This window comes from Kitasatospora indigofera (assembly GCF_014655955.1).
GTDB classification, from domain to species: domain Bacteria; phylum Actinomycetota; class Actinomycetes; order Streptomycetales; family Streptomycetaceae; genus Kitasatospora; species Kitasatospora indigofera.
Window position 1 is genome coordinate 81,841 of sequence record NZ_BNBO01000025.1, and the last position, 26,078, is coordinate 107,918.

The following is a 26,078-nucleotide window of genomic DNA, read 5'->3' on the forward strand; positions in this document are numbered from 1 at the left end:
AGGGGCGGCCCGCCGTTCGCGGTGCCGGCTTCAGCCTCGGAGCCGGTCCGCCGGATCAGTGCCTGCGGCGACGCCCAGCGGCGGAGAACAGCCCGCCGATCAGGATCAGCAGCCCGGCGGCCACCACCAGCAACACCACCGAGAACCCGGTGTGCGCCAGGCCGGCCGTGGCAGGCGCCCCGGCGGGACCGTCCGACGGGCTCACCCGGGGCTCCCCGGCCTCAGCCGCGTCCGGCCCGTTCCCGCTCGGCGCACCCGTCGGCGCGGCCTCCGGAACCTCCACCGGCAGGGCCGGCGGCAGCGCCCGGGCGCCCGGACGCAGGCTCGGCGCGGCGTGGTGACCGGGCCAGCCACCCGCTGCGGGGCTGGAGCAGTCGTCGGACGGGCTGGGCTCCGGGCTGTGGCTCGGGCTCGGCTTCGGGCTGTGGGTGCGGGTGGGGCTCGGCGACGGCTTGGGACTGTGGGTGTGGGTGGGGCTCGGCGACGGCGACGGCGACGGGCTCGGGCTCGGGCTGGGGCTCGGCGACGGCGACGGGCTTGGGCTCGGGCTCGGGCTCGGGCTCGGGCTGACGTTCCGCACCAGCACCTCGGCCGAGGCCTCGTTGTTGCCGGGCACGGAGTCCGCCGGCTGAACCGTCGTCAGCGAGGCGCTGTTGGTGAGCAGGCCGGTGCTGGTGGCCACCACGGTCAGCGTCAGGGTCGCCTTCTCCCCCACCGCGAGGCCGCCCACCGTCCAGATCCCGGTGGTCCGGTCGTACGCCCCGGTCGAGGGCGTGGCCCGGACCAGGGTGAGGCCCGCCGGGAGGACGTCGGTCAGGGTGACCCCGGTGGCGGCGGCCGGGCCCTTGTTCTCGGCCCCGACCGTGAAGGTGACCTGCTGCCCGATCTGCGGGCTCGCGACGTCGACCGACTTGGTGACCGCGATGTCGGTCCGCTGCACCGGCGTGACCGTCGCGGAGGCGGTGTTGTTCTCGGCCACCGGGTCGGTCTGGGCCGCGGAGACGACCGTCGCGGTGTCCGTCACCGGGTCGGTGCCGTCCACCCGCACCACGAAGGTGAGCTGCGCGGAGCCGTTCAGCGGCAGGGCGGGGATGGTCCACCTCGAGGTCGCCGGGTCGAAGGTGGTGCCGGTGCCCGGGGTGGCCGAGACGTACGTCGAGCCGGCCGGGACGGGGTTGGAGATCACCACCGAGGAGGCGTCGTCCGGGCCGTGGTTGGTGGCCGTGACGGTGAAGGTGACCGTCCCGCCGACCAGCGGGGCGGTGGGGTCGGCGGTCACCGTGACCCCGATGTCGGCCACCTGGCCGACCGTGGCGCTGGCGGGGGCCGAGACCACGTTCTGTCCCAGAGCGGTCTGGCCCTTGGCGGTCGCGGTGTTGGTGAAGGTGCCGGTCGCCACCAGGTCCGACTCCTTGAGCAGGTAGCTCGCCGTGCAGACGGTCGACTCACCGGGCTGGAGCACGGAGACCGGGCAGGAGATCGGGTTGGACCCGTCGGACGGGCTGATCAGCGGGTCCTGGACGGTCACGGTGGAGAGGGTGGAGCCACCGGTGTTGGTGACCGTGAACGCGTAGTCGATGCTCTGGCCGGCCGTCTGCGGCGCCGGCGTGAGCACCGTCTTGGTCAGGCCGACGGAGGAGACCAAGGGGACGGTCACCGTGGAGGGCGGCGCGTTGACGGCCGATCCGTTCTCCGCGGTCGCGGTGGCGTTGGCGGTGTTCACCACCTGCCCGGCGGCCACGTCGGCGGCGGTCACGGTGTAGCTGCCGGTGCAGACCACGGTGCTGCCGGTGGCCGGCGCGGGCGGGAGGCTGGTGGCGGGGCAGCTGACCGGCGCGAGCCGGTTGTCCGTCACCTGGAGCCCGGTCAGGGTGTCCAGGCCGCCGTTGGTCAGCACGTACTGGTACGGGATGACCGTGCCGGCCGTGATCTCGGCGGGCAGCGGGGCGCCGGTCCGGTCGACCTGCTTGACCAGGTCGAGGCGGCTGAGCGGCACGATGGTGGCGGCGTTCACGCCGCGGATCAGGTGGACGTCGGTGCTGCCGCCGGTGGAGGCGCTGAAGCCGAACTTGTAGGTCGGCGGCAGGCCGGCCGGGGCCGGCTGGTTGAGCACCTCCTGCCAGCCCGCGCCGTCCTGGAAGTCCAGCTGGACGATCACCCGGGGCGCGGGGGCCGGCGTGATCTGCACGTTGACCAGGCGCTTGGCGACCGCCGGGTCGGTGACGCCGAAGGCGGCGCTGAGCGTGCCCGGCAGCGTCGAGGCGTACCGGGTCGGGTCGGCGGTCGGGGTGGTGGTGGAGGCGAGGTAGCAGTAGCCCGAGATGCCGGCGCCCGGGCCGCGCAGGGTGATCACGTTGGGCGCCACCGGCCCGTCCACCTGGACGGGCGACTGCTGCCCGGCCGGGCAGCCGGCGCCGCGGGACTCCCCGTCGTTGAAGAAGTTCCCGTACGCGTCGAGCCCGACGCCCAGGTAGCCGCCGACCACGCCGGGCGAGAGGTTCCGCTGGGCGTAGCCGAGGCTGCCGCCGTCCGCGCCCTGGCTGTCCAGCGGCGTCGACCCGTCGACCAGGTAGAAGCCGATGCCGTCGCCGGGCGCGGCCGTCCCGGCGTACTGGTACTGCTCGAAGGTGACCGAGAGCCCGGCCGAGGCGGGCACCGGGCGCCGGTACAGCAGCGAGCCGCCGACGAAGCCGCTCGCGTCGTTGAGCTGGAGGTAGCCGGGGGTCACGCCCGGGGTGGGGGGCGGGCCCTGGCCGGCCGCCGGGCAGGCGGGGATCTGGGCGGCCCCGGACGGCGGCGTGCTGCCCACCGGCGCGCCGGTCAGGCAGGCCCGGCCGAGCGGCTCCCAGGCCGGGTCCGGCACGGTGTCGCCCTCGAAGGTCTCGTTCACGATCACCGTGCCGCCGGTGGGGAGGCCGGCCGGGACGGCGGGGCCGGCCAGCGGGCCCGCCGTGAGGCCGCCGAACGCCAACGCGCTCAGTACCAGGACGCTGGTCCTGCGTAGTGTCCGCCCGTGCCAGGCCATCGCAACCGACTCCTCGAACCTTGTCGCTGGGGTGCTCCACCCGGCGACTCAGGCGTCCGGGGGTCCCAGCTTGGGCGGGGAGGGTGCGACGGGCCGGTGAGTGCGCCGCCCGTGGGCGTGTCCAGGTCAGGCCGGCCGGGGACGGCATCCCGCCGGTCCGTACGCCTGTCGGTCCGCCGGTCCGTCAGCGGTCCGGCGGGCGGGCGGCGCAGGTGTCAGTCCAGCCCGGCGGCGCCGGCCAGGAAGGCGGTCAGCCGCTCGCGGTACGGCTCGATGTCGATGCCCTGGCCGGCCAGCCACTCGTCCGAGTAGTACTTGTCCAGGTAGCGGTCGCCCGGGTCGCAGATCAGGGTGACGACGCTGCCGTGCCGGCCGGCCGCCCGCATCTCGGCGACGATCCGCAGCGCGCTCCACAGCCCGGTGCCGCTGGAGGCGCCGGCCTTCTTGCCGAGCACCTGCTCCAGCACCCGGACGGTGGCGATCGAGGCGGCGTCCGGCACCTTCATCATCCGGTCGATGGCCCCGGGCACGAAGCTGGGCTCCATCCGGGGCCGGCCGATGCCCTCGATCCGGGAGCCGCTCTCGCAGGAGGCGTCCGGGTCGTGCTCCACCCAGCCCTCGAAGAAGCAGGAGTTCTCCGGGTCGGCGACGCAGATCCGGGTGTCGTGCTGGCTGTAGCGGACGTAACGGGCGATGGTCGCCGAGGTGCCACCGGTGCCGGCGGTGGCGACGATCCAGTCGGGTTCGGGGTGCGGCTCCAGCCGCAGCTGGGCGAAGACCGACTCGGCGATGTTGTTGTTGCCGCGCCAGTCGGTGGCCCGCTCGGCGTAGGTGAACTGGTCCATGTAGTGGCCGCCGCTCTCCTCGGCGAGCCGGGCGGCGGCCTCGTAGACCTCGCAGGCGCTGTCGACCAGGTGACAGCTGCCGCCGTGGAACTCGATCAGGTCGATCTTGGACCGGCTGGTGCTCCTGGCCATCACGGCGATGAACGGCACCCCGATCAGCCCGGCGAAGTACGCCTCGGAGACGGCGGTGGAACCGCTGGACGCCTCGATCACGGGCTTCCCGGGGCGGATCCAGCCGTTGCAGAGCCCGTAGAGGAAGAGCGAGCGGGCGAGCCGGTGCTTGAGACTGCCGGTGGGGTGGGTGGACTCGTCCTTCAGGTAGAGGTCGATGCCCCAGTCCGCCGGCAGCGGGAAGCGCAGCAGGTGGGTGTCGGCGGAGCGGTTGGCGTCGGCCTGGACCTTGCGGACGGCCTCCTTGAGCCAGCCGCGGTAGGCGGCGTCCGAACGGTCCACGTCGACGGTCCCGGTGGTCGTCGCGGCATTCCCGGCGGTCATCGCCACTCTCCTCAGGCAGGCACATCCGTCGCAGCAGGGATCCTGCTCCACATCCGCACCCAGTGTAACAGTCGACTACAATAAGTAACTGCTACCGGCATTCCAGCTTCCGCTTATCCCGCCGTAACACTCACGCGGCCCGCCGGTAACGCCCGGGGCCGGACGTCCACCCAACGGCCACCAGATCGAGACCCGCCTGCAAAACTGCCGTCATGACGGCACGTCACCCTTGAGGTCAGAGGATGAAGACCGAAAGGAACCCTGAAATGAGCGACTACTTCGCACTCGTCACAGCCCTGACCCAGCTGCACACCGACGCCGACAGCGGCTCGGGGCCGCCGCCCCGGCTGACCGGCCACCAGGCCGACCGGCTCGCCGGGATGGCCGGCCGCGAGGAGGCACCGGCCGCCGGCCGGCCCGTCACCCGGGTGCGGCGGCGCCCGTTCGGCCGGCGGCCGTCCTTCGCGTAGCACCGCCGGCCGGCGGCGCAGGTGCGTCAGCCGGTCGTGAACCAGACACAGGTGTCGCCCGGGACCACCCGTTGGCCGGGGACACCGCCGACGAGCGGGGAGCTGCTGAGCAGGACGACGGAGTCCGCCGGCAGCCCCACCGGCTCGTCGGAGAAGTTGACCAGGCAGTGGAACCCCCCGCCCCGCGTGAAGCACAGCGCCCCGGGCCCCGCCGCCACCCAGTCGAAGCCCTCGCCCAGCGGCACCAGCCGCTCCCGCCGCAGCGCCAGCGCCGCGCGGTAGAGCGCCAGTGCCGAATCCGGGTCGGCGTGCTGGACCGACACCGCGACCTCCGCCCAGTCGGCGGGCTGCGGCAGCCACGGCCGGGCGTCCGCGCCGGCGGGCGAGAAGCCGAGCGAGCCGCCCTCCGCCGACCAGGGCAGCGGCACCCGGCAGCCGTCCCGTCCGCGGTCGAGGCCGCCGGAACGGACGAAGGTCGGGTCCTGCACGAGGTGGTCGGGAATGTCCTGCACCTCCGGCAGTCCCAGTTCGTCGCCCTGGTAGACGTACACGCCGCCGGGCAGGGCCATCGTCAGCAGCGCGGCCGCGCGGGCGCGGCGCCGCCCGAGCACCGGGTCGCTGGGGTCGCCGAGGCGCTTGTCGCCCATGTCGAAGGACGTGTCGGCCCGGCCGTAGCGGGTCACGTGCCGGATGGTGTCGTGGTTGGAGAGCACCCAGGTCGGCGGCGCGCCGACCGGGCGGTGCGCGGCCAGGGTGGTGTCGACGACCGAGCGCAGCGCGTCCGCCTCCCAGGCGCAGCACAGGAACTCGAAGTTGAAGGCCGAGTGCAGCTCGTCCGGGCGCAGGTAGCGGGCGAACTGGGTGGGCGTGGGCAGCCAGACCTCGCCGACGAAGGCCCGCTCCCCCGGGTACGAGTCGGAGATCTTGCGCCAGCTGCGGTAGATGTCGTGGACGGCGTCGCAGTCCTGGTAGGGCAGGTCGGTGACGTCCGGGTCGGGGCCGACGTCGGGCAGGCCGGGCTTCTTCGCCAGGCCGTGCGCCACGTCGATCCGGAACCCGTCCACGCCGCGGTCCAGCCAGAACCGCAGGATGGACTCGAACTCGGCCCGCACGTCCAGGTGTTCCCAGTTGAGGTCCGGCTGCTCCGGCGCGAACAGGTGCAGGTACCAGGGGCCGGGGGTGCCGTCGGCCTCGGTGATCCGGCTCCAGGCGTTGCCGCCGAAGTACGACTGCCAGTCGTTGGGCGGAAGTTCGCCGTTCTCGCCCCGCCCGGGGGCGAACCAGAACCGCTCCCGCTCCGGCGAGCCGGGCCCGGCCGCCAGTGCCTGCCGGAACCAGACGTGCTGGTCGGAGCAGTGGTTGGGGACGAGGTCGACGATCACCCGCAGGCCCAGGCCGTGCGCCTCGTCGATCAGCCGCTCGGCCTCGGCGAGGGTGCCGAACATCGGGTCGATGTCCCGGTAGTCGGCCACGTCGTAGCCGCCGTCGGCCATCGGCGAGAGGTACCAGGGGTTGAACCAGAGCGCGTCCACGCCGAGTTCGCGCAGGTAGGGCAGGCGGTCCCGGACGCCGGCGAGGTCCCCCGTGCCGTCGCCGTTGCCGTCGGCGAAGCTGCGGACGTACACCTGGTAGATCGCGGCGTGCCGCCACCAAGCGGTACCGGTGGGGGCGTTGCTCTCGGACACGGTGGTCCCTCTCCTGGATCGTTGGGAAGCCGGCCCCCGCGAGGGGCGGGGGCCGGAGCGCGGGGCCGGTCCACCCCGGCGGTCGGGGCGGGGTGGACCGGATGCTGCGGGGCGGCGTCACCAACCGGTGTTGCCGGTCCCCCGGTCGACGGTGAAGGTGCCGCTGGTGCTGAGCCCGCCGGAGGCGGTACCGGTGACGGTGACGCCGGAGAAGCTCCCGGAGCCGTTGGAGATGATCTCCACGCCGTAGGCGCCGGTGTTCTGGATCCGCACGTTGCGGACCGTCAGGTTGCTGATGGTCCTCTGGTACGAGAGCAGGAGCCCGCTGTAGGTGCTGTCCAGGATGTCGAGGTCCTGGACGAGCACCGGGGCGGTGATGTCCGAGCTGTCGGCGTAGATCCACAGCGCGCCGAACCGGCTGTTCCAGTTGGGCTCCAGGCCACCGGTGCGCAGCAGGGTGTTGCGCTGCACCGACGTGGTGCCGCTGAACGGCACCGGCGCGAAGCGGCTGCTGATCGCGATGCCGGCCGAGCCGGTGACGGTGTCGGCGAGCAGGTTGTCCTCGGCCCGGTTGGCGTTGCCGCCGTAGATGCCGATCGCGTTGGCCAGCAGCGGGGACTGGACGGTGTCGAAGCGGAACGCCGAGTTGCTGACGGCCTGGCCCTCGGAGAACATCGCCAGCCCGTCGTCCCCGGTGTTGCGGACGCTGGTGTGGCGGACCTCGGTGTTCGCGGTGCCCTTGTGCAGGTTGACGCCGTCGGCGAAGGTGTCGCGGATCCGCAGGCCGTGGACGAGCAGCCCGTCGGTGGGCGCGTCGATCCAGAGGCCGACCTTGGTGTGCTCGATCCAGACGTCCTGGACGGTCGAGCCGCTGCCGAAGTCGCCCTCGATCCCGGCGTCGAAGTTGGCGTCGTCGCGGTAGGAGACGTCGCCGGCGATGGTCAGGTCCTGGACGGTGTTGGTGCCGCCCTGGCCGAACAGGCCGCCCTTGCCGTTCAGGCCCTTGAGCGTGGTGGCCCACTCGCCGGCGCCGCGCAGCGCGATCCCGGTGAGGTTGACGTGGCCGGAGATGTCGAACGTCCCGGCCGGCAGCCAGAGGCCCTTGCCCTGGGACTTGGCGGTGGCCACCGCGCTGTTCAGCGCGGCGGTGTCGTCGGTGCCGTCGTCGGCGGTGGCGCCGAGGGCGGCGGCGGAGACGAACCCGGTGGCGGGCATGGCCGCGGCCGGCGCCACCTGCTCGGTCTCCAGCAGGTCCAGGGTGTAGGAGGCGGCGGTGTCGCCAGCGTCCTTCTGGAACTTCAGCACCGTACCGGCCGGGAAGTCGCCGACGATCTGCCGGGTCTCGTCGAAGAAGTGGTGCCCGGCGCCCTGGGAGGGGGTGTTGGTGTACGGGTAGGAGCCGTACACCCAGCTGTACTTGGAGCTGAGGTCCAGGTCGCGGACCTGGCTGCCGTTGGCGTACAGGCTGAGCGTGGCGGCGGTGCCGGTGCCGGCCGCGTCGTCCGGGATCGAGTACCGCAGGGTGAGCGCGTTGGCGGGCCTGGTCAGGGTGAACTGGACGTACTCGCCGGTGCTGTCGAGCACCACGGCCTTCCGGCCGGAGGCCTCGGCGGCGACCGTGAGGTAGGTGCGGTCAGGGCCGACGGTGGCGGCGTTGGTGGTGCCGCTCTCCGCCTCGTAGGTGGTGTACGGCACGGTGGCGCCCCGGCCGGCGTTGGCGGCCGATCCGGTGACGGTGATGCCGTCCAGGTCGGGGCTGCCGCCGTCGCCCGCCTCGGTGCGCAGGGTCACCGTGTTGAGGCCGGCCCGCAGCGGGGCGTCGACGGTGACGGTGCTCCAGGCGCCGGCCGTGGCGGGCAGCGCGACCTGCCGGACCTTCAGGCCGTTGGCAGCGAGGGTGATCGAGGCGGCGGCGGTACCGGCGGTGCGGTAGCGCACGGCGACCGGGTAGGGCGCGGCGGCGGGGGTGTCGACCGAGAAGACGACGCGGGCGCCCTGGGCGGCGAAGCCGGTGAGGTAACCGGTGCCGGTCGAGCCGGTGGCGGCCGTGCCGAGGGCCGGGCCCCCGGAGAAGAAGGCGTCCTCCGCCTGGTGGGTGGGGCTGCCGGCCGGGGGCGGTGTGGTGGGCGGGGGCGTGGTGGGCGGGGTGGTGGTCGGCGGTGTGGTCGGGGCGGCGGGGGTGGTGACGGTGATGTTGTCGAGGTTGACGTTGCCGCTGTCGGCCGTGGTGAAGCTCAGCGCCACCGTGTCGGCCCCGGCCGCGAAGGTCACCGCCTGGTCGCTCGTCCCCCAGGTGTCCCAGTTCGCCGTCGCCGGCAGACTCACCTGCCGCACCTTCGCGCCGTTCACCAACAGGCTCAGCGTCATCGCCGAACCCGTCCCGTTCGCGTAGCGGATCCGCACCGACCCCGCACCGGCCACCGCCGACTGCACCGCGAACGACGTCGACGCACCGCCCTTGTTCGCATCGGTGAAACCACCGACGAAACCCGAACCCGTGAAACCCGCGTGGTCCGAGGCGAACGAAGCACCACCCGACAGCGCCGCCGACTCCGCCTCCAGTTGACCGGAGACCGGCGGCGGGGTGGTGGCCCGGTCGGGGGTGACGGCGGTGATGTTGTCGAGGTTGACGTTGCCGCTGTCGGCCGTGGTGAAGCTCAGCGCCACCGTGTTGGCCCCGGCCGCGAAGGTCACCGCCTGGTCGCTCGTCCCCCAGGTGTCCCAGTTCGCCGTCGCCGGCAGACTCACCTGCCGCACCTTCGCGCCGTTCACCAACAGGCTCAGCGTCATCGCCGAACCCGTCCCGTTCGCGTAGCGGATCCGCACCGACCCCGCACCGGCCACCGCCGACTGCACCGCGAACGACGTCGACGCACCGCCCTTGTTCGCATCGGTGAAACCACCGACGAAACCCGAACCCGTGAAACCCGCGTGGTCCGAGGCGAACGAAGCACCACCGGAGAGCGCCGAGGACTCCGCCTCGACGACGGTGGTGGCGGCGTGGGCGGTGGGAGTGACGCCCCAGAGCGCCACGGCTCCGATCATGGACATCAGGACGGGCAGCGCCAGCTTGGCGCGTCTGCGGGGGTTGTTCATGAGTGATGACACGGTTTGTCCTTCCCGGCATCGTTGCCGAGTTCGGGTCTTGCCATGGGTGGGGGACCCGCCGCGCGTGGGGCGCGGCGGGGTGGTTCGGCCGGACGGGACGGTGCGGTCGGGCCGGGTGGTTCGGCCGCGCGGGGTGGCGCAACGGGGCAGGGCGGCCCGGCCCGCGGGGGCCGGTGCCTGCGTGACCTGGGCCGGCACCCCGGGAGGAGAGGCGTGGGGGGAGCAGCGTGGGGGAGCAACGTGGGTGCGGCCGGGCGGCTCGCCGGGCGGTGCCCCGGGGGTCAGCCCTTGAGGCTGCCGGCCGTCAGCCCGGCCAGGATGTGGCGCTGGAAGATCAGGAACAGCACCAGCAGCGGGATGCTGGCCATCACCATCCCGGCCAGCAACTGGTTGGCGGGCATGTCGATGGCGAGCCGGTTGAGCGCCACCGTGATCGGCTGCTTCGCCGGGTCCGGCAGGACGAGCATCGGCCAGAGGAAGTCCTTCCAGACCCCGACCACCGCGAAGATCGACACCACCGCCAGGACCGGCCGCGACAGCGGCAGCACCACCGAGACCAGCACCCGGACGGGGCCGGCGCCGTCGATCCGTGCGGAGTCCAGCAGTTCGGCCGGGATCTGGTCGAAGAAGCGCTTCAGGACGAAGATGTTGAAGGCGTTGGCGGCGGCCGGCAGCCAGACCGCGAACGGCGTGTTGATCAGGTTGACGTGGATCAGCGGGACGTCGACGACCGTGAGGTACGTCGGCACCAGCAGCGCCGAGACCGGCAGCATCAGCGTGGCCAGCATCATCCCCAGCACCACGTTGCCGAGCGCAGGGCGGAGCTTGGACAGCGCGTAGGCCGCGGACACGTCCACCACCAGCTGGAACGCCCAGGCCCCGGCCGCCAGCAGCAGGGTGTTCAGGAAGTAGTGGCCGAGCCCGACGCTCGACCAGGCCGCCGAGTAGCTCTCCGGGTGCCAGCTGTGCGGGGTCAACGTCGGTGTGGAGCGGGCCAGTTCGGCCGAGGACTTGAGGGCGCCGCTCGCCATCCAGTAGAGCGGGAAGACGAAGGCCAGGGTGAAGCTCACCAGGGTGGCGGTCAGGACGAAGCGGTGGATCAGGCGGCCGGCCCGGCGGCTCATCTCGGTCGGTGCGACAAGGGTGCGGACAGCGGTTCCGTCAGCCATGGGATTTCCTCTCAGCCCTTGGTCCGGGTCAGGCGCAGGTAGATCCCCGCGAAGAGCCCGAGCACCACGAACAGCACCGTGCTCATGGCGCTCGCCAGGCCGAAGTCGTTGTAGACGAACGCGTAGCGGTAGAGGAGCAGCAGGACGGTCACGGTGGCGTCGTTCGGCCCGCCGCCGGTGAGCACGAAGGGCTCGACGAAGACCTGCATGGTGCCGATGACCTGCAGCAGCAGGGTGATCATCAGGATGAAGCGCATCTGCGGGACGGTCACGTGCCACAGCCGCTGCCGGATCGAGGCACCGTCGAGTTCGGCCGCCTCGTACAGCTCGCCGGGGATGCCGCCGAGGGCGGCGAGGTAGACCAGGGTGGTGGTACCCATGTTGGCCCAGGTGGAGACCAGCACCAGCGAGACCATCGACAGGTTCTGGGACTCCAGCCACTGCTGGGCCGGCAGGTGCAGGACGTCCAGCGCCCGGTTGAACAGGCCCGGTCCCGGGTCGTAGAACCAGCGCCAGAGCAGCATGGTGACCACCGGCGGCAGCATGACCGGCAGGTAGACCGTCATCCGCAGGTAACTCCGGCCGCCCCGCAGCTCGTTGAGGACCACGGCGGTGGCGAACGGCGCCGCGAAGCCGAAGACCAGCGCCAGCAGGGTGAACCAGCCGGTGTTCCGCCAGGCGGTCAGGAACAGCGGGTCCTCGAACAGCCGGCGGAAGTTGTCCAGCCCGACCCACCGGGCCGGCTCGGCGAAGTTCACCTGCTGGAAGCTGAGCAGCAGGCCCCGCACGATCGGGTACCAGGAGAACAGCGCGAAGCAGAGGATGCCGGCGGCGAGGAAGAGGTGGGCGACCAGGTTGTCGCGGACCTTGCGGCGCAGCCGGCCGGCGGGGGCGGCGGGCGCGGGAGCCGTGGGCCCTGCGGGTCCGGGCCGGCCGGCCCGGACGGGCCCGGGTGCGGGTGCGGCGCCGGGGGCGGGGGCGGGATCTCGGTGTGCGGTGAGGGGTTCGGCCGTCATGGCGGGCTCGTTTCCTGCTCTGCGTGGTTCCTGGGGTGGTCGGGCGCGGGGGCCGACGGGGGCCGGACGGCCGGCCGCTGCCGGACGGCCGACGGGCGGGCCGGGGCCGCCGGGCCGGGACCGGCCCGGCGGCCCCGGCCCGGCCGGCTCACTTGACCGTGGCGAGGATGGTGTTGACCTTGCCCTCGGCGCCGCTCAGCAACTGGCCGAGGTCGGCGTCCTTCTCGGTCAGGACGGCCTGCATCACGGCGTCCAGCACGGTGTAGATCTGCTGCGCGTTCGGCGGCTCGACCTTGACCTTGACGGAGTCGCTGCGGTCGGTGAAGGGCTTGAAGTTCTGCACCGGCACGTTGGCGTACTGCTTATGGACCGCGTCGACCTTGGCGGCGGAGGCGCCGGACCAGAGGTTGGGCTGCGGCAGGCCGATCGGGATCGAGCCGCCGACCGACTTCTTGGTGATCTCCTCCTCGCGGTCCGGGTTCAGGTACTTCCACTGGAGCCAGGTGAGGCCGGCCCTGACCTTCTCGGAGGAGATCTTGGGGTTGAACATGAAGCCGTCGCCGCCGCCGAGGGTGGCGGAACCGGGCAGGGCGGCCAGGCCGTAGTCGTCGTACTTGCGCTCGAACTGCTTGACGATGGTGGGGATGTTGTCCGGTCCGGCCATGTACATCCCGAGCTTGTCGGAGCCCATCATCTTCTGGACGTCGGGGATCTCCAGCAGCTGCCGGGTGCCCATGCTCTGGTCGGTCCAGCGCATGTCGTGCAGCATCTGCAGCGCCTTGCGGCCGGCGTCGGAGTTGAACGCGGCCTTCCAGCCGCCGTTCTGCTGGGTCGCCACGTCGCCGCCCATGGAGTAGATCCACGAGGTGAGGTGCCAGCCGCCCTGGTTGTTCTTGCTGTAGTCGGCGTAGCCGGTGACCCCGTCGCCCAGAGCAGTGATCTTCCCGGCGGCGGTGCGGACCTCCTCCCAGGTGGTCGGCGGCTTGTCCGGGTCCAGGCCGGCCTTGGTGAAGAGCGCGCGGTTGTAGACCAGGCCCAGTGAGTAGTTGCCCTCCGGGACGCCGTAGATCTTGCCGCCCGAGTCCCGGAAGACGTCCTGCAGCGCGGGGCGGATGTCGGCGAGGGCGGGGAAGTCCTTGATCTCGGCCGAGATGTCCTTGGCCTGGCGGCGTTGGATCAGGCCGGCCGGGTCGGTGAAGTAGACGTAGAAGACGTCCTCCAACTGACCGCCCGCCAGCTTGGCGGCGAAGGTCGTCGGGTCCATCTGGCCCTCACGGGCGTCGATCTTGATCTTCGGGTGGCTCGCCTCGAACGCCTTGACGTCGTCCTCGAAGTTCTTGCGGTCGACGGTCTGGGTGGCGGCCGGCATGCCGTTGACGCTGATCGTCACCACACCGTCCGCGGCGGCGCCGCCGGAGCCGGATCCGCCGCAGGCGGTGAGCCCGAGGGCGAGGGCGGTGGCGATGCTCAGCCCGAGGGCCTGGCGGGTTCTGATGCCGTCCATGGGGATCAGGGCCTTCCTGGGTACGCGGCAGGGCACCGCCCGGGACGGGCGCGGCGCTGCAAGCGGCTTGCGTGATGGGGTGGGATCCGCCGGTGTCGACCGCCCGGCTTCGCGCCGACAGTAGAAGTGGCTGCCGCAAGATGTCAATCAATGCGCGCAAAATATTAATCGCCGAAGCCCATGCTCGTAACACTGCGTCACTATCGGCCGGCCTCGCCCACCCCGGGAAACGCCGAGGGGTGTGGTGCCGTCGTCCGGCCGGACGACGGCACCACACCCCTCGCGAACGCGGCCCGCTCAGCCCTCCCGCGGCACCGGGCAGACCGCCGTCGACTGCCGGACGATCAGCTCCGGCTCGAAGACCATCAGCTCCTCGGCGGTCTCGCCGCCGTCCATCTGCGCGACCAGCGAGGCGATCGCCGCGGCGGCCATCGCCTGGATCGGCTGCCGGGCCGTGGTGAGCGGCGGGTCGGTCACCGCCATGTACAGCGAGTCGTCGAACCCGGTCACCGAGAGCTGCTCCGGCACCGCCGTCCCGCGCCGCCGGGCGGCCCGGATCGCCCCCAGCGCCAGCGCGTCGCTGGCACACACCAGCGCGGTGATCCCCTGCCCGGCCAGCCGGCCCAGCGCCATCGCACCGCCCTCCATGGAGAACATGGAGTGGGCCACCAGCGGGCGCCAGAACTCCGGCCCCCGGCCCTGCCCCCGCCAGTAGGACGCGTACGCAGCAAGCTTGCGGGCAGAGGGGACATGGCCGACCGGCCCGAGCGCCAGGCCGATCCGCCGGTGCCCGAGCGCCGTCAGGTGGACCAGCGCCTGCTCCACCGCCACGGCATCGTCGGCGGAGACCTGGGGCACCCCGAGGTTCTCGTCGGCGGCGTTGATCAGGACGATCGGCACCTGCCGTTCGCGCAGTGCCCGGCCGTGCTCCGGCCCGGCGTCGGCGTAGCTGGAGCCGACGAAGATGATGCCCCCGATGTTCTGCTCCAGCAGCATCTGGATGTAGTGCGCCTCGGAGACCCCGTCGGCCGTCCGGGTGCACAGCACCGGGATCAGGCCGCGCTTGTTGAGGGCCCCGGCGAGGGCTTCGGCGAAGGCCGGGAAGACCGGATTCTGCAGATCGGGGACGACCAGGCCGACCAGCGGCGCCCGGTTCCCGCGGAGCTTGGCCGGCCGCTCGAAGCCGAAGACGTCGAGCGCGGTCAGCACCGATTCCCGGGTCGACCGCGCCACGTCGGGCCGTCCGTTCAGCACGCGACTGACCGTCGCCTCACTGACGCCGGCGAATCGGGCAACTTCGGAGAGTCGTTTCGTCACGGGAATCAACCTACAGGATGGTTCGCAAAAACAAAGATCATTTACGCAAAAACATGACGATCTGCGCAAGGTTCCGGCTGCCGGAGCGGCCACGGGACGGCAGCCGGGCCAGCGCGCACTAGGGTCGGCGAGGCGGCCGGCCCACGGCCGACGGGACGGGACAGGACGGCCGCACGGGACGGCCGCCGATTCACCGAGGAGGCGCGGGATGGGGACGGTGCGCGGGGCGGTGGCGCCGGAGCTCTGGGAGGGTGTCGTCCGGGCGGCGCTCGGCGGCGGGCGCAGGCCGGTGGCGGTCGAACGGCTGCGGGGCGGCAGCAAGAAGGGTGTCTACCGCCTGCGGCTCGACGACGGGTCCAGCGTGGTCGTCTACCGCTGGGCGGCCGCCGAGAACTACTGGCCGGGGGCGGGCGACGAGCCCGGAGCGGGCGCCGGCGGCACCGGCGGGCAGCAGGACCCGTTCTCCCCCGCCTCCGGCCTCGGCCTGTTCCAGGCCGCCCACCGCCGGCTGGCCGCCCTCGGTGTCCGGACACCCCGGCTGTACCTGGCCGACGGCGGCCGCACGCTGCACCCGGCCGACCTGGCGGTCGTCGAGGACGTCCCCGGCGAGAACCTGGAGACCCTGCTCGGGCGCGATCCGCGCGCCGCCGAACCGGTGCTGGCCCGGCTGGCCGACGCCCTCGGCCTGCTGCGCGAGCACCGTGCCCCGTACCTCGGCCGGACCGCCCCGAGCGGTGCCGGGGCCTTGCCCGCGAGCCCTTCGTCCGAGCGGCTGGTGGTCGAAAGGGCGCTGGCCGACCTGGCCGAGGGCGCCGCCCGGGACGCCCGTCTGGCGGCGGCCGAGGAGCAACTGGCGGCGCTCGTCCAGGCGCACGGCGCGGCCGTCCGCCCGCGCGCCGAGTACGGGCTGGTGCACGGCGAACTCGGCCCCGACCACGTCCTGGTGGACCGGCACGGGCACCCTGTCCTGATCGACATCGAGGGTCTGATGCACTTCGACGTCGAGTGGGAGCACGCCTTCCTGCGGATCCGTTTCGGCGAGCACTACCGGTGGCTGGACCACGACGGCCTGGACGAACAGCGGCTCGCCCTGCACACCTTGGCGATGCGGCTCGCCCTGGTGCCCGGCCCGCTGCGGCTGCTGGACGGGGACTTCCCGGACCGCGGGGCGATGCGGGGCATCGCGGAGCACAACCTCCGGGCGGCGCTCGCCCTCCTGCGGTAGGCCGGTCGGTCCCCTGGCCCGGCACCACTGCCCGGCACGGCCCGTACGCCGGCACCCCTGCCCGGGTACCGGCGTACGGACCGCGGCCGGGCGCAGCCCCGGGCCGCGGCCCGGGCCTCAGTCGGCGGCCACCGCCTGCGGGTCGGCCAGGTAGGGCAGCCAGGCGAGTTCGGCCGCGCCGACCAGGGCGCCGTGCTCCAGCGCGGCGCCGACGATCGGCACCCGCCCGCTGCGGCCCCACAGGCAGCGCTCGGCCACCACGGCCCGCAGCCGGTCCGGATCGGCCTCCCAGAGGTCCTTGTGGAGGCCGCTGAGCACCACCCGGTCGGGGTTGAGGATGTTCGCGACCCCGGCCAGGCCAAGGCCGAGCCGGTCGATGACGTGGTCCACGGCCGCCCGGGCGCGCGGGTCGTGGGCGGCGGCCCGGGTCAGCTCGCGGGCCTGGTCGAGCAGCGGGCGGGCCGGGTCGGGGGTGAGTCCGGCGGCGGCGAACAGGGCGTTGGGGTCGGTCTCGGAGTTGAGGCAGCCGCGGTTCCCGCACTGGCAGAGCCGGCCCTGCGGGTCCACCGTGAGGTGGCCGACCTCCAGGGCGAGCCCGGCACTGCCGGTGTGCAGCTTGCCGTCGATGACCAGCGCGCCGCCGACGCCCCGGTGCCCGGAGCTGACCAGCAGCAGGTGCCGGGCGCCCCGGCCGGCGCCGTGCCGGTACTCGGCCAGCGCTCCGAGGTTGGCGTCGTTGGCGACGAAGCTCGGCAGCGCGGCCGGCGCGTGCGGGCCGTGGTCGGCGCGCCGCACCTCCACGTCGTAGAGGTCGGCGACGGGGGTGCCGCTGGGCCAGGCGAAGTGCAGGGCGGCGAGCGCGGTGCCGTCCGGTTCGGTGACGGGGTTGGGCAGCGCGAGGGCGGCGCCGAGGCAGCGGCGGGTGGTGGCGCGGGCGAGTTCGGCGCCGGTCTGGGCGACCGCGCGCAGCATCCGCACGGGGTCGGTGGCGGCCGGCAGCGGCCGGTGCACGGGCGGCTCCAGCAGGCCGCCGAGCCCGGCGAGGGCGACGCTGAACCCGTCCGAGTGGATCTGGCCGGCGACCACCACGGGGCCGGCCGGGTCCACGGCGAGCCGGTGCGAGGGGCGGCCGCGGCCGCCGCCGGCGGGGCGGGAGTCGACGGTGATCAGCCCCAGTGCCTCCAGTTCGCCGGTGACGGCGCCGGCGGTGGCTCTGGTCACGTCGAGGGCCTTGGTCAGGGCGGACCGGGTGGGCGCCTGGCCGGTGTGGATGAGGGTGAGCGCCGGGCCGAGCAGCGTGCGTCCGCGGTCGGGCGCGGCCCGGCGGCTGGGGTCCGGTGCTGGCTTCGGGCTTGTGGGTGAGTGCTGCACACGCCTATTCTTACTTTGTGCCGCTCCTAAACAAAACCCGCGCCCGCTCGGAAGCCCCCTACCAGTCTCCCAGCAAGCGGAGCGCCTGGTCGCCCGCCCGACTCGCCCTCACCGCCTTCTTCGCCATGGACGGCTTCCTGTTCGCCGCCTGGGTCGTCCGCATCCCGGACATCCGCGGCCAGGTCAGCGCCACGCACAGCGCCCTCGGGCTCGCCCTGCTCTGCCTCTCCGCGGGCGCCGTGGCCACCATGCCGGTGGTCGGACGGCTCTGCGTCCGGTACGGCTCCAAGCCGGTGACGATCGCCTCGGTCGCCCTGCTCAGCCTGGCCGTCCCGCTGCCGGCGCACACCCACTCGGTGCTGTCGCTCGGCGCCGTCCTGCTGCTCTTCGGAGCCGGCTACGGCGCCGCGAACGTCGCGATGAACAGCGCCGCCGTCGACCTGGTCCGTGAGCTCCGCCGCCCGGTCATGCCGAGCTTCCACGCCGGCTACAGCCTCGGCGGGCTGCTCGGCGCGGGCATCGGCGGGCTGCTCGCGGGCGCCCTCAGCACCACCTGGGCACTGGCGCTGAGCGGCGCCCTCGGCCTCGTCGTCACCGCCGCCGCCGGCACCGCCCTGCTGCGCGGCCGGCCCGGCCGCCCGGCCCAGGCCCCGGCCGCCCGGCGCACCGCCGGGGCCGGTGCCAGGGCCGGTGCCGACACCGGTGCCGGGACCGCCGGGAAGGCCTCCGCCACGCCGGCCCCGGGCGTCGCCCGGTCGGTCCGCCTGCTGGTCGTCCTGCTCGGCCTCACCGCCCTGCTCGACGCGTACGGCGAGGGCGCGATCGCCGACTGGGCCACCCTGCACCTCACCGACGACGTGCACGCGACCGCGGGCCTGGCCGCCGCCGGCTACGCGGCGTTCGCCTTCGCCATGACGGCCGGCCGGGTCGGCGGCACCTGGCTCTCCATCCGGATCGGCCAGACCAGGCTGATCGCGACCGGCGGCCTCACCGCCTGCGCCGGCATGCTGGTGGTGGCGCTGGCGCCGTCGGTGGCGGCCGCCCTCGCCGGGCTGGTTCTGGTCGGCCTCGGGCTCGCCAACATCTTCCCGCTGGCGATCGCCCAGGCTGGCGCGGCGGGCGGCCCGCGGGGCGTGGCCACCGCCTCCACCCTCGGCTACGCGGGCATGCTGATCGGCCCGCCGGTGATCGGCTTCCTGGCCGACGCCGTCGGCCTCCCGCTGGCCCTCACCACGGTGGCCGGCGCGGCCGCCCTGGCCGGCCTGCTCCCGTTCGCGGTGCGCTCCCGCCGCCCCGTGGCCGCGAGCCACTGACCGCGAGCCGCCGAACCGGGCACGGAACCGCCCGGCGGACCGGGTCACGACCGGGCAGCAGCTCCGCGGCCCGGCCGTTCCCGGGGCAGTGCTCCCGTCCCGACCGGGCCGGGAGCACTGCCCTGCCGTCCCCGGGAGCACTGCCCCGGAGGTCGGCCGACCGTGCCCCCGGGACACCGACGGCCCTGCCCGAACGGTTCACCGGACGGGGCCGGGCGCCCGGCCCCGTCCGCCGTCCGGCCGGGGCGCCGGTACGTGCGAGGATCGCCTTGACCGGTACCAGGGGCGACGGGACGAGGCACGGCATGGCGGTACGAGTACTGCGGGCGGCCGGGCGGCCCGCGACGGCCTGGCTGAACGGCGGCGGCGTCACCCGCGAGGTCGCGGGCGCGCCCGAGGGCTCCGGACTGGCCGACTTCGACTGGCGGGTGAGCCTCGCGGACGTCGGGCAGGGCGGACCGTTCTCGGTCTTCCCCGGGGTCGACCGGGTGATCACCCTGGTGGACGGCGCCGGCATGGCCCTCACCGTGGCGGGCACGGAGCACGTCCTCGCGCAGCCGTACCAGCCGTTCGCCTTCCCCGGCGACGCCGACACCGGCTGCCGGCTGCTGGGCGGCCCGGTCGTCGATTTCAACGTGATGACCCGTCGCGGCCGCGCGACGGCCGAGGTCGCCACCGCCGGCCGGGAGGGCTCGGAAGGACGGGGACCGGCGGGCCGGCAGGAGCCGGAGGGCGGACCGGGACCGGCGGGCGGGCGTGCGGTCGAGGTGCCGCCCGGCGCCACGGTCCTGCTGGTCTGCCTCGACGGCGGCGCCGAGCTGGACGCGGCCGGTGTCCGGCTCGGCCGGTTCGACGCCGCACTGCTGGACTCCCCCGGCCACGACCTGCTGCGGGTGGACGGCGTCGCCGCGGTGGTCACCCTCCACCCGGCCGGCTGAGCCACCGCGGGCCGGACCGGCGGGGCGATCGCGCCGCCGCACCCCCCCGCTCGCTCCGGCGCCCGGTCCGCACCGCCGCTCGGTTGACGCCGCCGCCCGGTTGACGCCACCGCTCAGAAGGGCCGCCGGACCCGGACCACCCCGTCCGGGTCGAGCAGCACCGCGGAGAGCAGCGGGTCCGCCGCGTCCTCGCCGTACCCCACGAGGGAAGCGGCCCGGGCACCGGCCGGCACCCCGGGCAGCAGCCGGTGGTCCCGCTGCTGGAAGCGGGCGGCGAAGATCCTCGATCCAGCCTCCTGCCAGACCGGTCCGGCGGACTGCCGGGCGAGCCCGGCGGCCGGCACGCCGGGCAGGTCGGTGGAGAGGTCCGGCCGGACGTGGAGGACGGCGCGCGGCGTGAGCCGAGCCCGTACGCCGGGCACGTCGGCGGCCCGGAGCCGGTGCCGGCGCGCCGAGTTGCCCGCGTGGACCTCCTGCAGCAGCACCGCGCGCCGGCTCGCCGCGAGGCCGGCCACCTCGGCCCAGAAGGCCTCGCCCCCGTGGTAATCGGGGTCACGGACGGTCAGTTCGGTGATCCCCGCCTCCTCCGCGAAGGACGCGAGCGCCGCCAGGTACGCCGCCTCGACCGGGCCGTGGTCGCAGTCGCTGTCCTCGGGGCAGTGCAGCAGCCGCGCTCGTCGCGGTCCGCCGGGTCGTCCTTCGTCGCCCGGTGGACGTACGGCAGGCCGGTGGTCACTGCGCGGCGCCCTCGCCGGGCAGCCGGAGGTCCCAGCCGACCAGGGCGCGCAGCTGCTCGGCGGTGACGCCCTCCGGGATCGGGCTCGGGGCGTCGTTGCGGAAGGGCGGCTGCCAGCCCTCGTCCGGCGTCCAGCTGCGGACCACCTTCGCCGGGGCGCCGGCCACCACGCTGTGGTCGGGCACCTCGCCGCGGACCACCGAGCCGGCCGCCACCACCACGTTGCGGCCCAGCCGCGCGCCGGGCAGGATCACCGCGCCGGTGCCGATCCAGCTGCCCGCGCCGATCTCCACCGGCTCGTTGCGCGGCCACTGCTTGCCGATCGGCAGGTCGGTCGCGCGGTACTCGTGGGCCTGGTCGGAGATGTAGACGCCGGGGCCGGTCCAGACGTCGTCGCCGAGCACGATCGACTGGTGGCCGACGATGTGGCTGTCCCGGCCGATCACGCAGCCGCCGCCGATCCGGACGATCGGCTCCGGGCCGAGGTCGAGACCGGGCAGGAAGCCCGCGCTGATGGTGACCCGCTCGCCGATGATCGAGAACGGCCCGATGGTGATCCACTGCTCGTTGAAGACCGCGCCGAGCGGGAAGGCCAGCTTGGTGCCGTCCCCCAACTCGCCGAAGCGGTAGGGGCCGGGGTTGTCGTTGGAGACGGCGCCGGCCCGCTGCACCCACCGCCATCCGCGGTGCACCAGCCGCCCGGCGGCGCGACGACCGGTGGCCCGGGCGGCGGAGGACAGCGAACGGATGATCGACATGCGCTCACGTTACCGGCCCGTACGGGCCGCCCGGCCGACAGGGCGGCCAACGTCACACCGCCGCCCTGCCACACTGACGCCCCATGGAGATCAACGAGCACATCGAAGCCCTGGGCCGGGAAGGCAGGCTCCTCGCCGACGCGGCCGCCGTCACCGACCTCGGCGCGCCCGTCCCGACCTGTCCCGGCTGGCTGCTGCGCGACCTCGTCCTGCACACCGGCCAGGTGCACCGCTGGGCCACCGCCCACGTCGCGCAGGCCCGCACCGAACCCCTGGACGACGCGGGCCAGGAGGCGGCCTGGGGGCCCGTCCCGGCCGACGCCGAGCTGGTCGGCTGGTTCCGGGCCGGCCACGCGAACCTGCTGGCCGCGCTCCGCGCCGCGCCCGCCGGCCTGGACTGCTGGACCTTCCTGCCCGCGCCCTCGCCGCTCGCCTTCTGGGCCCGCCGGCAGGCGCACGAAACGGCCGTCCACCGCTTCGACGCCGAGGCGGCGGCCGGCCTGGCCGGCCCGCCGGCCGGCACCGGGCCGGCGCTGGACGGGATCGACGAACTGCTGCGGGCCATGCTGGTCCGCCCGCGTGCCAAGCTGCGCAGCGAGCGCCCCCGCACCCTGGCGGTCCGGCCCACCGACGGGCCGACGTCCTGGCTGGTGACCATCACCGGCGAGCCGGTCACGGTCGCGCTCGGGGACGGCCGGTCCGGGCCCGCCCCCGCCGACCTCACCCTGACCGGGCCGGCCCGCGACCTGTTCCTGCTGCTCTGGAACCGGCTGGGGCCCGCGGCGGTCGGCTGCGAGGGCGACCGCACCCTGCTGGACCTCTGGCGGGAGACCGCGGTCATCACCTGGAGCTGACGCCGGACCCGGCCGGCGGCGGCCCGGCGACCGCGGGGGAAGCCTTCACCGGGCCGACGGCACCACCTTGGCGGCCGGCGTCACTCCGCCCAGGGCGCCGGCCGGCGCTCCAGGAACGCCCGCATGCCCTGCTGTGCCTCGGCCGAGCCGAACAGCCTGGCCGAGAGCGCGACCAGCTCGTCCGCGTCCCGCTCGAAGGAGCGGACCACCTCGGCGTTGGCGAGCCGCTTGGACTCGGCGAGGCCCCGGGGCGAGCCCAGCCGCAGCGCGTCCAGCAGCGTCTTCAGCGCGCCGGGCACGTCCTCGGCGGCCTCGGTGACCAGTCCGATCCGGGCCGCCTCGGCCGCGTCGAAGGTCTCCCCCGTGAGGTAGTAGCGCGAGGCCGCGCGCGGCTGCAGCTTGGGGCGCAGCGGCAGCGAGATGACGGCCGGCGCCAGCCCGAGCCGGACCTCGGTGAAGGCGAAGGTGGAGGCGGGCCCGGCGATCGCCAGGTCGGCGGCGCCCACCAGGCCGAGACCGCCGGCCCGGACGTGCCCGTCGATCACCGCGATCACCGGCTTGGGGCAGTCCAGCAGGGCCCGCTGCAGGTCGACCAGCCCGCGCGGCCCGACCGTCGGGTCGGAGCCGGTGGCCTCGGACAGGTCGGCGCCGGCGCAGAACACCTTGCCGGTGTGGCCCAGCACCACGGCCCGCACCGCCGGATCGGCCGCCGCCGCGGCGAGCCCGGCGGTGAGTTCGGCCATCAGGCGGGTGGAGAGCGCGTTGCGGTTGTGCGGGGAGTCGAGTTCGAGCGTGGTGACGGCGTCGGCGGTGCTGACGCGGACGAAGGGTACTTCGCGGGTCATCGGCGGTGGCCTGCTTTCCGGCTGAGGGTGGGTCGGATTGCCCGGACGGGCGGCGCGCGGAGACGGGTGTCCCCCGCCCGCGTCGCCGGTCGGTCCAGGGAGGACTCTGGCACGCCGAAGGGTGCGGTCACCAGATCCCCCGGCGAAAACCACTGGTCAGCCGTACTCCCGGCGGGGCAGCATCGCCTCTCATGACCACCAGTCCCGCCGACACCGTCACCACGGCCCGCACCGCCAAGGCCCGCTCCGCCACGGCCGGCAGCCCGGCCGCCGCCACCGCGGCCGGCCCGGCCGCCCGTCTGCTCCTGCTGGCGCCCCGGATCAACGAGACCGGGCTCCAGCTGCGCACCACCGCGCAGCGGCGGGGGCTGGCGGCCCGGACGGCGCCCGCGTACCGGGTGCCCGAGGACGTGCCCGCGTCGGCGGCCGTCCACCTGTACGGCGGGCCGCTGTTCGCCGACGCGGTCGGCCGCGAGCTGGGCCTCGCCCTGCTGGACGCCGCGCCGGACTGGCTGACCACCCTGCCCGCCGGGCTGACCGGGCGGCGGATCGAGTGCCTCGCGCTGGCCGACGCCCGCCGGCTGCGCCGCCCGGCGTTCCTCAAGCCCCCGGTGGACAAGCTCTTCCCGGCCCGGATCTACCCGGACGGCAGCGGCCTGCCCGGCCCGGACGCGCTGGACGACGACACCCTCGTCCTGGTCAGCGACATCGTCACGTTCGAACGGGAGTACCGGCTGTTCGTCCTGGACGGCGCGGTGCACGCGGCGAGCCGGTACGCGGTGGACGGCTCGCTGTCGGTGGCGCCGCTGGACGCCGACCCCCGTCGCGACCAGGCCCTGGCCTTCGCGGCCGAGGTGCTGGCCGCCTGCGCCGGCAGCCTGCCGAGCGCGGTCGTGGTCGACATCGGCCTGCTCGCGGATTCCGGTGCCTGGAGCGTGGTGGAGGCCAATCCGGCCTGGGCCAGCGGCGGTTACGCCTGCGACCCGGACGCGGTGCTGGACGTGGTCCTGCGCGCGGCCGGCCCGGCCGCCGACCTCCGGGACGCCGACCGCCGGTTCTGCCGGGACCTCCCCCGGGTGGTCCGCTGACACAGCTCCGCCCGGGGTGCGGATCGCATCCCGGGCGGAGGGAAAAAATTGGAGCGCCGGGCCCGATTCGAACGGACTCTTCCTACTGAAAGTAGGACGTGCTCCACCAGCACCACCGACGCATGTGCGGAGATCTCTCTCCGACGGGATGAACATTACCAGAATGATCACCCCGCCCCGCACCGGGTGCCCGGCGGCCCGCAGCCCGGCGCGGCTGCGCACCCGCGCCCTCGCCCCTACCCGCACCCGCACCCGCACCCGCACCCGCACCCGACGGGAAATTGCCGCGCCCCCGGGCCCGGACCCGGCTACCGTCGGCGCCATGACCGACCATCTGACCATCCGTCCCTACACGCCGGCGGACGAGGACGCGGCCGTCCGGGTGTGGGCCCGGGCCGCCCGGCCCGCACACCCCTTCGTCCCGGACGAGGGGACGGGCGTGCGGGAGCGGAAGATGCGGGAGGTCTACCTGGTCCACGCGGACAACTGGGTGGCCGAGATCGACGGCCGGGCCGTGGGGGTGCTCGGCCTCCTGCACTCCGGGACCGCCCTGCCGGACGGGAGCGGGACGGAGGCGGCCGCGCCCGGCACTGAGACCGGCGCGGAGACCCGCACGGAGACCTCCGCCGGGTCAGGCCCGGAGGCCGGCGCCGAGATCGGCGGGCTGTTCGTCGCCCCCGAGGCCCAGGGGCGGGGCGTCGGACGGGCGCTGGTCGCGCACGCGGCCGCCCGGCACGGCGCGCTGACCCTGGAGGTGTACGAGAAGAACACGGCCGCCCGGGAGTTCTACGCCCGGACGGGTTTCACCGAGCAGGGCCGGCGCGACGACGACGAGTACGGCGAAGTCCTGCTCAGGCTCGTCCGGCCGGCGGCGACGGCCTGACCGGCGGCGGGCGTCCGACGCGCGGCCCGGCGCCCCCGACCGGGCGTCAGGCCGTCGCCGGCACAGTGGCCCGGGCGCTCCGCCGCGCGGCCCAACGGACCGCCGGCGCCATCGCCAGCCCGGCCGCGGCGAAGACCGCGCCGAGGACGGCCCAGCCGGTCAGGCCGTACCCGATCACCGCGGTGCTGACCAGTGCCGGGCCGATCATCATCGCGGCGGAGGTCCCCGCGTTGAAGACGCCCTGGTACGCGCCGTGCGCGCCCTCGCCCGCGAGGTCGTAGCCGAGCGCCCAGCCGCCCGCCTGGCTGAGCACCTCGCCGAGGGCCTGCAGGGCGATCCCGGCCAGCACCACCACGGCGGCCGCCACCGCCGGCAGCCCGTGGGCCAGACCCAGCACCACGCTCGACCCGGCCAGCAGCAGTCCGCCCCGGCCGCAGGCCCGGGCCGCCAGCTCCGGGCGTTCGGTGCCCCGGGTGGCGCGCACCTGGAGGGCCACCACCAGCACCGTGTTCACCACCAGGGTGCCGGCCACCACGATGCGCGGCGCCTGCGTCTCCTTGACGATCCACAGCGGCACCCCGACCTCCAGCATCGCGAACTGCAGGCAGAGCACCGCGTTGAGCGCCGTCACGGCGAGGAACGGCCCGTTGCGCAGCGCCGGGTTCGGCCCGCGCCCACCGGTCGGCCCACCGGTCCGCGCGCCGCTGACCGCGCCGCCCTCCGCCCCCGCCGCCGGTCCGGTGCCCGGCGCGGGGTGCGCGCCGGCGGGCGGGGCGATCCGGATCCGGCCGTAGAGGACGGCCACCACGGCGAAGGAGAGGGCGTCCAGCAGGATCGCGGCGACGTACGCGGCGCGGGTGTCCACCTGGAGGACGACGGCGCCGAGCGCCGTGCCGAGGCACATCCCGACGTTGGTGACCACCCGGAGGTACGCGCGGCCGGCCACCCGGCGGTCGGCCGGCAGGACTTCGGCGTACAGCGCGTTGCGGACCGCCGAGGAACCCCGGTCGGCGGCCGTCACCGCGCAGGCCAGCAGCACGAAGGCGGCGTAGCCGTGCACCAGGGCGTACCCGGCCGTGCCGACCGCCTCCAGGGCGACCAGGACGACCAGCACCCGCCGGATGCCCCAACGGTCGGCGGCCCGCCCGGCGGGGATGCTCGCCGCGACCCCGCACAGGCCGGCGGCGGTGAGGCCGAAGCCGAGCTGGGCGGCGGAGAGGCCGAGCACCCGGGTGAAGAAGAGCACCGCGACGGCGAGCGAGAGCCCGTTGCCGAGGCAGTTGAGCAGGGTGAGCCGGGCGAGCCGGCGCACCATCGGGTCGGGGTGCAGCAGCCGGGACGGACCGCGGGCGGGGACGGCGGCGGGGGTACCGGATCCGCTCACGGCGGCCGGCACCCCGGTGGGTGTGGTGGTCATGTCCCGATCCCACCGC

Annotated in this window: 20 protein-coding genes; 7 read left to right on the top strand and 13 right to left on the bottom strand. The window is 74.5% G+C overall.

Translation table 11 applies throughout. The features are described 5' to 3' along the window. Positions 1-55: 55 nt before the first annotated feature. Positions 56-3,025, bottom strand: coding sequence for a DUF7507 domain-containing protein (locus tag IE329_RS21675; protein ID WP_190212599.1), 2,970 nt, complete (start codon positions 3,023-3,025; stop codon positions 56-58). 215 nt (positions 3,026-3,240) lie between these two features. Then, positions 3,241-4,365: a PLP-dependent cysteine synthase family protein gene (locus tag IE329_RS21680; RefSeq protein ID WP_190212600.1), complete on the bottom strand. Its 1,125-nt coding sequence runs from the start codon at positions 4,363-4,365 to the stop codon at positions 3,241-3,243. 266 nt (positions 4,366-4,631) lie between these two features. Between IE329_RS21680 and IE329_RS21685 the strand changes: the two genes are divergently transcribed. After that, positions 4,632-4,835 carry a hypothetical protein gene (locus IE329_RS21685; protein ID WP_190212601.1) on the top strand — a complete coding sequence of 68 codons (204 nt, stop codon included), beginning with the start codon at positions 4,632-4,634 and terminating at the stop codon, positions 4,833-4,835. A 26-nt stretch (positions 4,836-4,861) separates the two neighbouring features. Here the strand turns inward: IE329_RS21685 and IE329_RS21690 are convergent, their stop codons facing one another. The 6 genes from IE329_RS21690 to IE329_RS21715 all read right to left on the bottom strand — a co-directional run bounded on the left by IE329_RS21690 (position 4,862) and on the right by IE329_RS21715 (position 14,634). After that, a complete protein-coding gene (locus tag IE329_RS21690) occupies positions 4,862-6,520 on the bottom strand; it encodes a glycoside hydrolase family 13 protein (protein ID WP_190212602.1) in 1,659 nt (552 codons plus the stop codon). A 117-nt stretch (positions 6,521-6,637) separates the two neighbouring features. After that, positions 6,638-9,628 (bottom strand): carbohydrate-binding protein, encoded by a 2,991-nt coding sequence (locus tag IE329_RS21695; RefSeq protein ID WP_229927637.1) that lies wholly within the window; start codon positions 9,626-9,628, stop codon positions 6,638-6,640. A gap of 281 nt (positions 9,629-9,909) precedes the next feature. Continuing rightward, positions 9,910-10,797 (bottom strand): carbohydrate ABC transporter permease, encoded by an 888-nt coding sequence (locus tag IE329_RS21700; RefSeq protein WP_190212603.1) that lies wholly within the window; start codon positions 10,795-10,797, stop codon positions 9,910-9,912. Positions 10,798-10,808: 11 nt separating this feature from the next. Continuing rightward, on the bottom strand, positions 10,809-11,813 hold the full coding sequence (locus IE329_RS21705) for a carbohydrate ABC transporter permease (RefSeq protein WP_190212604.1): 1,005 nt from the start codon (positions 11,811-11,813) through the stop codon (positions 10,809-10,811). A 148-nt stretch (positions 11,814-11,961) separates the two neighbouring features. Next, positions 11,962-13,317 carry an ABC transporter substrate-binding protein gene (locus IE329_RS21710; RefSeq protein ID WP_229927638.1) on the bottom strand — a complete coding sequence of 452 codons (1,356 nt, stop codon included), beginning with the start codon at positions 13,315-13,317 and terminating at the stop codon, positions 11,962-11,964. Between the two features lie 297 nt (positions 13,318-13,614). Next, positions 13,615-14,634 (bottom strand): LacI family DNA-binding transcriptional regulator, encoded by a 1,020-nt coding sequence (locus tag IE329_RS21715; RefSeq protein WP_190212605.1) that lies wholly within the window; start codon positions 14,632-14,634, stop codon positions 13,615-13,617. Positions 14,635-14,842: 208 nt separating this feature from the next. On the opposite strand from IE329_RS21715, the gene IE329_RS21720 reads away from it, so the two are divergent. Continuing rightward, positions 14,843-15,859 (top strand): phosphotransferase, encoded by a 1,017-nt coding sequence (locus IE329_RS21720; RefSeq protein WP_190212606.1) that lies wholly within the window; start codon positions 14,843-14,845, stop codon positions 15,857-15,859. Between the two features lie 117 nt (positions 15,860-15,976). Here IE329_RS21720 and IE329_RS21725 read toward each other — a convergent pair whose 3' ends face one another. After that, positions 15,977-17,230: an ROK family protein gene (locus IE329_RS21725; protein ID WP_190212607.1), complete on the bottom strand. Its 1,254-nt coding sequence runs from the start codon at positions 17,228-17,230 to the stop codon at positions 15,977-15,979. A gap of 17 nt (positions 17,231-17,247) precedes the next feature. On the opposite strand from IE329_RS21725, the gene IE329_RS21730 reads away from it, so the two are divergent. Then, entirely contained in the window at positions 17,248-18,543 is a 1,296-nt protein-coding gene (locus IE329_RS21730; protein WP_190212608.1) for an MFS transporter, read from the top strand. Between the two features lie 305 nt (positions 18,544-18,848). After that, positions 18,849-19,481 (top strand): HutD/Ves family protein, encoded by a 633-nt coding sequence (locus IE329_RS21735; protein ID WP_190212609.1) that lies wholly within the window; start codon positions 18,849-18,851, stop codon positions 19,479-19,481. 113 nt (positions 19,482-19,594) lie between these two features. Here the strand turns inward: IE329_RS21735 and IE329_RS21740 are convergent, their stop codons facing one another. Both IE329_RS21740 and IE329_RS21745 read right to left on the bottom strand, forming a co-directional pair. Further along, a complete protein-coding gene (locus tag IE329_RS21740; protein WP_190212610.1) occupies positions 19,595-19,996 on the bottom strand; it encodes a hypothetical protein in 402 nt (133 codons plus the stop codon). Between the two features lie 217 nt (positions 19,997-20,213). Then, positions 20,214-20,975, bottom strand: a complete 762-nt coding sequence (locus IE329_RS21745) for an acyltransferase (protein WP_190212611.1) — start codon at positions 20,973-20,975, stop codon at positions 20,214-20,216. A gap of 83 nt (positions 20,976-21,058) precedes the next feature. Between IE329_RS21745 and IE329_RS21750 the strand changes: the two genes are divergently transcribed. Then, positions 21,059-21,829 (top strand): maleylpyruvate isomerase family mycothiol-dependent enzyme, encoded by a 771-nt coding sequence (locus IE329_RS21750; RefSeq protein ID WP_190212612.1) that lies wholly within the window; start codon positions 21,059-21,061, stop codon positions 21,827-21,829. 80 nt (positions 21,830-21,909) lie between these two features. On the opposite strand, the gene IE329_RS21755 is transcribed toward IE329_RS21750, so the two are convergent. Next, positions 21,910-22,674 carry an enoyl-CoA hydratase family protein gene (locus IE329_RS21755; protein WP_190212613.1) on the bottom strand — a complete coding sequence of 255 codons (765 nt, stop codon included), beginning with the start codon at positions 22,672-22,674 and terminating at the stop codon, positions 21,910-21,912. Positions 22,675-22,865: 191 nt separating this feature from the next. Between IE329_RS21755 and IE329_RS21760 the strand changes: the two genes are divergently transcribed. Continuing rightward, a complete protein-coding gene (locus IE329_RS21760) occupies positions 22,866-23,762 on the top strand; it encodes an ATP-grasp domain-containing protein (RefSeq protein WP_190212614.1) in 897 nt (298 codons plus the stop codon). Between the two features lie 322 nt (positions 23,763-24,084). After that, on the top strand, positions 24,085-24,645 hold the full coding sequence (locus IE329_RS21765; RefSeq protein ID WP_190212615.1) for a GNAT family N-acetyltransferase: 561 nt from the start codon (positions 24,085-24,087) through the stop codon (positions 24,643-24,645). Positions 24,646-24,691: 46 nt separating this feature from the next. Here the strand turns inward: IE329_RS21765 and IE329_RS21770 are convergent, their stop codons facing one another. Then, entirely contained in the window at positions 24,692-26,062 is a 1,371-nt protein-coding gene (locus tag IE329_RS21770) for an MFS transporter (RefSeq protein WP_190212616.1), read from the bottom strand. Positions 26,063-26,078 lie beyond the last annotated feature (16 nt).